10 protein-coding genes are annotated in these 7,596 nt (G+C 68.7%); 5 read left to right on the forward strand and 5 right to left on the reverse strand.

The genetic code is table 11. From position 1 onward, the window contains the following. Positions 1 to 945: 945 nt before the first annotated feature. From E1200_RS28820 to E1200_RS28830, 3 genes are all read right to left on the reverse strand, one after another. A complete protein-coding gene (locus E1200_RS28820; RefSeq protein WP_131955227.1) occupies positions 946 to 1,353 on the reverse strand; it encodes a type II toxin-antitoxin system VapC family toxin in 408 nt (135 codons plus the stop codon). A gap of 9 nt (positions 1,354 to 1,362) precedes the next feature. Beyond that, entirely contained in the window at positions 1,363 to 1,560 is a 198-nt protein-coding gene (locus E1200_RS28825; protein ID WP_131955228.1) for a hypothetical protein, read from the reverse strand. A 136-nt stretch (positions 1,561 to 1,696) separates the two neighbouring features. Continuing rightward, complete coding sequence (locus tag E1200_RS28830; protein ID WP_131955229.1) at positions 1,697 to 2,602, reverse strand: hypothetical protein; 906 nt, start codon at positions 2,600 to 2,602, stop codon at positions 1,697 to 1,699. 433 nt (positions 2,603 to 3,035) lie between these two features. On the opposite strand from E1200_RS28830, the gene E1200_RS28835 reads away from it, so the two are divergent. The 3 genes from E1200_RS28835 (at position 3,036) to E1200_RS28845 (ending at position 4,812) form a co-directional block, all read left to right on the forward strand. After that, positions 3,036 to 3,608, forward strand: coding sequence for a hypothetical protein (locus E1200_RS28835; protein WP_131955230.1), 573 nt, complete (start codon positions 3,036 to 3,038; stop codon positions 3,606 to 3,608). Positions 3,609 to 3,826: 218 nt separating this feature from the next. Further along, the gene (locus tag E1200_RS28840; protein ID WP_243708908.1) at positions 3,827 to 4,243 is read left to right on the forward strand and encodes an ATP-binding protein; all 417 of its coding nucleotides are present in this window, start codon (positions 3,827 to 3,829) and stop codon (positions 4,241 to 4,243) included. Between the two features lie 47 nt (positions 4,244 to 4,290). Continuing rightward, positions 4,291 to 4,812 (forward strand): hypothetical protein, encoded by a 522-nt coding sequence (locus tag E1200_RS28845; RefSeq protein WP_131955231.1) that lies wholly within the window; start codon positions 4,291 to 4,293, stop codon positions 4,810 to 4,812. A 20-nt stretch (positions 4,813 to 4,832) separates the two neighbouring features. Here E1200_RS28845 and E1200_RS28850 read toward each other — a convergent pair whose 3' ends face one another. Together E1200_RS28850 and E1200_RS28855 are read right to left on the reverse strand one after the other, a co-directional pair. Continuing rightward, a complete protein-coding gene (locus E1200_RS28850) occupies positions 4,833 to 5,627 on the reverse strand; it encodes an SDR family oxidoreductase (protein WP_131955232.1) in 795 nt (264 codons plus the stop codon). Continuing rightward, positions 5,624 to 5,806: a hypothetical protein gene (locus E1200_RS28855; protein WP_207933599.1), complete on the reverse strand. Its 183-nt coding sequence runs from the start codon at positions 5,804 to 5,806 to the stop codon at positions 5,624 to 5,626. Before E1200_RS28855 ends, E1200_RS28850 begins: the two co-directional genes overlap by 4 nt. Positions 5,807 to 5,898: 92 nt before the next feature. Between E1200_RS28855 and E1200_RS28860 the strand changes: the two genes are divergently transcribed. Further along, positions 5,899 to 6,489, forward strand: a complete 591-nt coding sequence (locus E1200_RS28860; protein WP_131955234.1) for an HD domain-containing protein — start codon at positions 5,899 to 5,901, stop codon at positions 6,487 to 6,489. 56 nt (positions 6,490 to 6,545) lie between these two features. Continuing rightward, on the forward strand, positions 6,546 to 7,596 hold a 1,051-nt coding region (locus tag E1200_RS28865; protein WP_131955235.1), incomplete at its 3' end, for a DEAD/DEAH box helicase.

The raw sequence follows: 7,596 nt of genomic DNA on the forward strand, positions 1-7,596 counted from the left end.
GTGGGGCGGAGGGGCGCTCCTGCGAGGTGGGCTTGTCGGACGTCTCCGTGCGTGTGTCGGTCTTGGTGGTGTCTTCAACGCCCACGCCCGCGTCCCTTTCGTTGGGGGAGGCGGACCGCCTATCAGGACAGTGGGGTGCGGACGGCTCGCCGGGGTGTGCCTTGACGCGCGGGGCTGACGCCAAGACCACACCGGCCCCCATGAAATCGCGCACGTCCGAACTTTGCACGTGCCGATATTGAGGATTCAGCGCCGTGCATGCGTTCCACGCGGCACGGTGACCTCCACAGCATGCTTTCGCCTTCAATAGGCGTTGCATGCAGGACGGTCAGTGGTTGAGTCGCTCGATAATCAACCGAAGTGATGACATCCTGTTTGTGCGAGTTTGGGCCGAATGGGCTGATTGAATGTCGTGCGCGGCCCCGTCGGCAACCGTCGTCCTGACTGAGTGATGGGCATCGGATCCCTCGGGCGTGCGGGCTCCCCTTTCAGGCGCTGGCGCCGCCGCTCACCGGCACAGCGCGGTTTGCGTGGGAATGGGGCTGGCCGCTTGTCAGGGCCGCTACGACGCCGAGGGCACGCGGTGGTCGGGGGTCGAGCTGCACCGGTTGTGGAACCGGGCGAAGAAGACCGGCCCAGCGCTGGGGCGATGGGGTGAGAACTCCAAGTGCATTTGCCAGAAGACGTTCCGGGACCTGTACCAGGCGTTTGCGTGAGTTCGTCCGGTCACACAACGGGGGGCGCAAGGCTGCCGGGTGAGGTGCCCCCGGTTCACGAGGTGCGGGTCAGGTTGGGACGGCCGCCGCGCAAGTGACGGTTACGTGCCCGTACTGTGCTCACAATCGATCACGTTCCACGAAACGGCCTTTGTACACACCGCGAGCGCTAAGAGGTAGGTCCGCGTCACGCCATCGGCGGGACCGGCCGTGACCTGACCTCATCGCGCTAGTCGGAGCTGAGGAGCCGCAGACCATGGTGGTGGGTCTCGAAGTCCTCGAAATCCTTGAAGTTGAGCGTGGCCAGTGGAACGTCGTAGGTGATGGCGCAGGCCGCGACCCACATGTCGTTGACTGGACGTGGGCGTCCCCGCTGGACGTTTGCGGCCGACAGCCGGCCCCATGTGGCGGCGACCGCTTCATCACCGGGGAGGACCGGAATACTGGAAAGCCACACGGCCAGTCCTTGCCGGCTACGAGGACCCCAATGGCGGACTTCCGTCCATTTGGTGAGCTCACCGAGTGTCACGAAGGTGATCAGTGGTCGGCGTCCGATCAGCCGCGTGGCCAGGGGATCCTTGAGCTTGCGCTTGTGGGACAGTGACGCAACGTCTGTGTCGAGGATGACCGGTCGCATGGTGAGGGCTCAGGCGACGTCGCGGTGGCGTTCCGCATTGGTGAAGGCCACGAACGCCTCTAGCTCCTCATCCGACTCAAAGGTGTCGGCGGCCAGGTCGTCGAGCGAACGGATCGGCTGAGTGTTCTTCTCGGCCAGCAGCTCCTCGACCGACAAACGGTGTTGCGGCTTGCCGCCGCCGGAGTGCTCCGCACTAGGTGGGCTCACATGGCCTCCTGATGGGCAAGGTTACCGGACCAGTCTAGCGGTTCTTACGTAATGACATCAGATGATGACTCTACGTACGCAAGTTCCCAAGGTGTGCCGGGCGCAGGTCGGCGCCTGCCGGGGACGCGGCGGAACGTTACGACGGCCGGTGTCCAGGGGCGTCCGGAGGCCACTCGGTCGGCGTGAACATCAGGTACAGGCCGGCGAGCCGCACACGGTCGGCCTTCGGGGTCACGCGGACCGAGACGGGCACCGTCCCGGTCATGCGGGTCGGGAACTCGCCCGGCCGGGCATTGCGCGAGAGGTAAGCGAGGCCCTGCTTCAGATGGGCGCGCGGGCCGGGATCGAGTTCGCCCGCCCAGTCGGGCTCGGGATCGTTGCGCAGCCACGCGTAGCAGGCCATCGCGTAGCCGAACTCGCGTTCCGTGAGGTAGCCCAGCCGCGAATAGCCGTCGTTGCGTGCGGCGTTGAGGGTGCGCTCGTCCAGGTACCCGAGGGGCTGGACGGAGAAGCCGCGCCCGGTCTCGCCGAACCGCAGCGCGGCGTTCGTGGTGAAGACGCCGAACCCGAAGAAGACGGTGAGCAGATCGGTGAGCCGCTCGTGATCCTTGCGGTCCGCGGTGATCCGCCCCTCGCCCAGGAGTCGGACGTGGCACAGCTCGTGCGCGATGACGGCGATCAGGTAGGCGAGGTCGGACGCCTCCGTCACGTCGAGCGCGATGACCGCCTGGCCGTCCCTGACGTAGTAGTGGCCGACGGCCCGACGCCCCTCGCGGGTCGCCGCCGCGTCCTCGTCCGCCCGGTCGAACAGTTCCACGGTGAGCGCGGACCGGTCGATCTCCATCAGCTCGCATACCACCCGTACCGTGCTGTCGATCTGCGCCGGCGTCCCGGTGAACCGGCGTCGCCCGACTGTCGTTGCCGGCTCCAGAAGGACGATCCCCCGCGTGGACGGCCACGGGCCGAACTCGCGGACGAACCAGCTCATCGACGCTTCGATCCACGCCTGCTGCGCCACACCGACCGGGCAATCGACGCTCACTTCCGGCGACCACGGTTGCCGCCTTTCCGGCCCTTCGTTCATCGCTCTCCCCGATCATGCTTCCCGCACGTCCGCCCACGTTGATGGGGCGCGACCACCGCCCTTCATGGACGGCGGGGCCGGCGTTGCGGAGTGATTTCGACGGTGCCCGCGCCATCATTCGGGCCGGGCCGTGCGCATTTTTAGCACACTTCTTAATCAGGTCGCCAACATTGGGGGAGATGGCTCGCAATGTGGCGCTTATGAATGGTGAGCGTGCGGAATTTCGACGTTCATTTTCGCTCTGTGCGTGAGCCGCGCATGCGAAACTCGCACGTGCGGGATTCGGGCCTCATCCGGGCTAGGCCGGTGTCCGGACCGGCGCCGGAGCCCGTAACCTGGACGTACGTCGGCCGCGACGGGAGACGCCCGCACTCCGGCCCATCGAAGCCGGCTGCCGCCCGCGTGGACCCCGTCCCGCCTCAACACCCACTACCACTCCGCCCTCGGCATCGCGGAACTCGTGCTGCGCGGCGCGTCCTACGAACTCGACGACGGCACCGCCGTCCGCGTGGACGGGCTGATGCTGGAGATGTGGCGGGTCTTCGAGGACTTCCTCTGCGTCGCGCTCGCCGAAGCGCTGCGGCCCGCCGGATACACGGTCAGACTCCAAGACCGGCGCCACCACCTCGACCATGCCCGCCGGGTCCGGCTACGTCCCGACCTCGTTCTCGACACCCCGGACGGACGTCCCCTCACCGTCGTGGACGCCAAGTACAAGACCGGGGAGACGCCCCAGGAAGACCTCTATCAGGTGCTCGCCTACTGCACGGCGATGGGACTGAACCGCGCCTACCTGGTGTACGCGTCCAAGAGCGAGTCTCACACGCACGTCATCACCGGTGCGGAGCACCTCCAGATTGTCGAGACCGCGCTCGACCTGACGTCGCCCCCGGAAGAACTCCGCGCCCAGATCACCGGGCTCGCGCGCCGGGTCGTCGCAGATACCGCCCACTTCCGAGCCTGACGAGCCGAGCCCCACACGCGCGTGCAATTCGCGGACGTTCGGAATTCTGTCGTACCGGCGGCCGACTCCCATCTCTTGAGCGTGCCGATCAGGGCTCTGACAAGGGATTTCGCGTGTGCGTGCCGGTCGGCGGCGTGATGATGAGCACGCACGATGACGAACCGGCCACGCTGAGGAAGCTCATGTCGTACCCGATAGCTCTACCGTCCATCCCCGCCTTGTCCGCACCGGCGAATGCGCAGCGGTGGCGGCGTGCTTTCCCCGGTGACCTTGATCAGGCATGTGCGGCTCGCCGCTTCACCGCCGCTCTCCTGGCCGGTTGCCCCGAGCTGGACGAGGTGCTGCTGGCCGTGGACGAGCTCGTAGTCAACGCGCTGCGGCACACCAAGTCCGGCCAGCCCGGCGGCACCTTCACCGTCGAGATCACCCGCTGGGACGGCGCCGTCGTGATCTGTGTCGGTGACGAGGGCGGCCCGAGCGAGCCCGTCGTCACCGACGCGGCCGATGACGCCGAGTCGGGGCGCGGCCTGCGCACCGTGTCACTGATGGCCTCCAGCTGGGGCTGGTTCGGCAATGACCGTTCCCGCACCGTCGTCGCGCTCTTCTCCGCCGGAGCGCTGCAGGGGACGGTGTGAGCGGTCGCGACCTGCGTGAGTGGACCGCCGGCCAAGTCCGCTCTGCCATGACCGCCGCGATGCGCACCGACCCCGACGCCCTGGACGCCCTCGCCGAGCGCAACGCCGCCGCCCTCGACCCCTACAGCCTGTCGTTCCTGCGGACTGCGCGGATGCTGACCCTGGCGACCTCCGCCGCACTGACCACCGTCCTGTCCGCCCACCGCTACGGGCGCGACCACCACGACCGCCTTGTCTGCCTGGCCTGCGGCGTCGACGGTTGCCGGACCGTCCGTGCCATCTCAGACGTCCTGACCGCCTACGCGCTCCAGGCGCACCCGGTCGACCGGCCTGAAGCATGGCGCCGCGCCGACGACTGGTACACCCGCACCACCGGCGGTCGCTCCGTCCCGCTGATCGTCGAAGCCTTCGACCACGGCTTCGTCGCACGCCCCGCCGCGCCCCCGCCCGAGGTTCCCGACCGCGTCTTGGTCATCGACCGCAACACCGCCGCCCTCACCCTGTGGCCCGCCTACGACACCGATGCCCTCGCAAGCCAGTACAGCCTCTACCGACGCGGTGAACTCTGATCGGTGCGCATGGAAGTGCCTTAGCCCTTGCGCCACTCCGCCGACTCAAGGGCGCCGGCCGCCTGGGGGCCCATGAGTCCGAGCCCTCCGTCCACGAACAGCGACGCCCCGGTGACGTAGGACGCGCCCGGGCTCACCAGGAACGCGATCGCCTCCGCGACCTCCCTGGCGTGCCCGGGGCGCGCCGCCGGATACCCCGGGCGGCTGTCCGGCTCCGGTGGCTGCTCATGCTGGCCGGTCATCGGCGTCGCGATCTCTCCGGGCGCGACCGTGTTCACCGTGATCCCATGCTCCGACAGCTCCAGCGCCAGCACCCGGGCGAGCATCTTCATGCCGCCCTTGGCCGCGCAGTACGGCCCGGCTCCGACCCGCGGATACTCCTCGTGGACGCTGGTCACGTTGACGATGCGCCCGCCCTCGCACCGCTCGATCATCCGTTGCGCTGCCCGCTGCGCGCACAGGAACGCCCCGTCGAGGTCGACGGAGATCACCTCGCGCCACTCCTCCAACCCCATGTCGAGCAGGTGCCGCATGCTGCCGGTCCCGGCGTTGTTGACGAGGACCCCCAGGCCGCCGAGTTTCTCGGCGAGGTCGTCCACGGCCCCGGCGGCCTTCTCCGGGTCGGTCAGGTCGTGCCGCCGGACGGCCACGCGCCGTCCCTCGGCCTCGACCTCCCGCGCGGTCCCCTCGGCGCCCTCCCGGTCGGACCGGTAGGTGATGCCGACATCGAACCCGTTCGCGGCCAGCGCGACCGCGGTGGCCTTTCCGATCCCGGAGTCGGCGCCCGTGATGACCGCGACCCGGTCGTGGGTCACGGTTCGTCCGGTTCCCGCTCGACGCCCGCGATCGGGTCGCCGTCCCGGGTCCCGCTCTCCGCGTCCGACTCGTAGCCCTCGGCCGCGCTCTCGCTCCCGGAGACGACCCGCTCCTGGGCCTGCTCCTCAAGCCCCGAACTCGCCCCGGGCTCCGCACCGTCCGGCTGGTCCCTTCTCACCACGCTGCTCCCTCTCGTCGGCGGCTCCTTCGTCCCGCACGTTGTTGCCGCAGAAGCAATCCCTAACCGCGCGTCCGGCATAGGGTCGGTCCGTGCGGATTCCAGGGGAAGCGGAGATCCGGGCGCTGCACGAACGGCACGCGCCCAGTCCGGAGGCGTTCGAGGTCGTCTACACGCACTGCGTGATCGTGTGGAGGATCGCCGAGCGCATCATCGAGACCGCGGGGCTCGACGTCGACGCGGAGCTCGTGCGGGCCGGGTGCCTGCTGCACGACATCGGGGTCTACCGGCTGGACGACGGCGACCGCGCTCCCGGGCAGTACGTGCGGCACGGGGTGCTGGGGCACGAGCTGCTGCGCGACGAAGGGTTCCCCGAGGAGATCTGCCGGTTCTGCTCCTGCCACACGGGGGTGGGCCTGACGCGCGACGACATCGTCCGGCAGGGGCTTCCGGTGCCACTCGGTGACTATGTGGCCGAGACCGGCGAAGAACGGCTGGTCATGTACGCCGACAAGTTCCACAGCAAGACGCGTCCGCCGACGTTCGTGTCCGGTGGCTCGTTCGCCCTTCGCGTGCGTCGGTACGGCGAGGAGAAGGTCGCGGTCTTCGAGGCGATGCGCGAGTTCTTCGGCGAACCCGACCTGAAGCCGCTGGTGGACGAGTACGGCCACGCCCTCGTATAACCCGTCGCGGCGAAGGCGGTTACGCGGGAGGGGGTTCGCGGGGGCAGGATGTAGGGGTGAGCCTCATTGATGAACTTCCCTCCGGAAACGACACTGACGCCGATTCGCTGTACGAGGCGTTCGAGCGGTGGGTGTCGGGGCGCGGGATCACGTTGTATCCCGCGCAGGAGGAGGCGCTCATCGAGGTGGTGTCGGGCGCGAACGTGATCCTGTCGACGCCGACCGGGTCGGGCAAGAGCCTGGTGGCGGCGGGGGCGTTGTTCGCGGCGCTCGGGCGGGAGCAGGTGGGGTTCTACACGGCGCCGATCAAGGCGCTGGTGTCGGAGAAGTTCTTCGACCTGTGCGAGATGTTCGGGCGCGAGAACGTCGGGATGATGACCGGGGACGCGAGCGTCAACGCCGATGCGCCGATCATCTGCTGCACGGCGGAGGTGCTGGCCAACATCGCGCTCCGGGACGGCGCCCAGGCCGACATCGGTGTGGTGGTCATGGACGAGTTCCACTTCTACGCCGAGCCCGAGCGGGGGTGGGCGTGGCAGATCCCGCTGCTGGAGCTGCCGCAGGCGCAGTTCCTGCTGATGTCGGCCACGCTGGGGGACGTCGCGTTCTTCCAGAAGGACCTGACGCGCCGGACGGGCCGGCAGACGGCGGTGGTGACGTCGGCGGAGCGGCCGGTCCCGCTGATCTACGACTACCGGGTGACGCCGCTGCACGAGACGATCGAGGAGCTGCTGGCCGAGCAGAAGGCGCCGATCTACCTGGTGCACTTCACGCAGGCGGCGGCGATCGAGCGGGCGCAGGCGCTGATGAGCATCAACGTGTGCACCAAGGCGGAGAAGGCCCGGATCGCGGAGCTGATCGGCAACTTTCGGTTCACCACGAAGTTCGGGCGGAACCTGTCGCGGTTCGTCCGGCACGGGATCGGGGTGCACCACGCTGGGATGCTGCCGAAGTACCGGCGGCTGGTGGAGCGGCTCGCGCAGGCCGGGCTGCTGAAGGTCATCTGCGGGACCGACACGCTGGGCGTCGGCGTCAACGTGCCCATCCGGACAGTGGTGTTCACGGCGCTGAGCAAGTACGACGGGCACAGGGTGCGGCGGCTGCGGG

Origin of the sequence: Actinomadura sp. GC306 (assembly GCF_004348665.1) — a bacterium.
GTDB lineage: Bacteria > Actinomycetota > Actinomycetes > Streptosporangiales > Streptosporangiaceae > Spirillospora.

Coding starts and splice junctions, on each gene's coding strand:
- E1200_RS28820 (WP_131955227.1), bottom strand. CDS start 1,353: ATGCGACCGGTCATCCTCGACACAGACGTTGCGTCACTGTCCCACAAG.
- E1200_RS28845 (WP_131955231.1), top strand. CDS start 4,291: ATGACCGCCGCGATGCGCACCGACCCCGACGCCCTGGACGCCCTCGCC.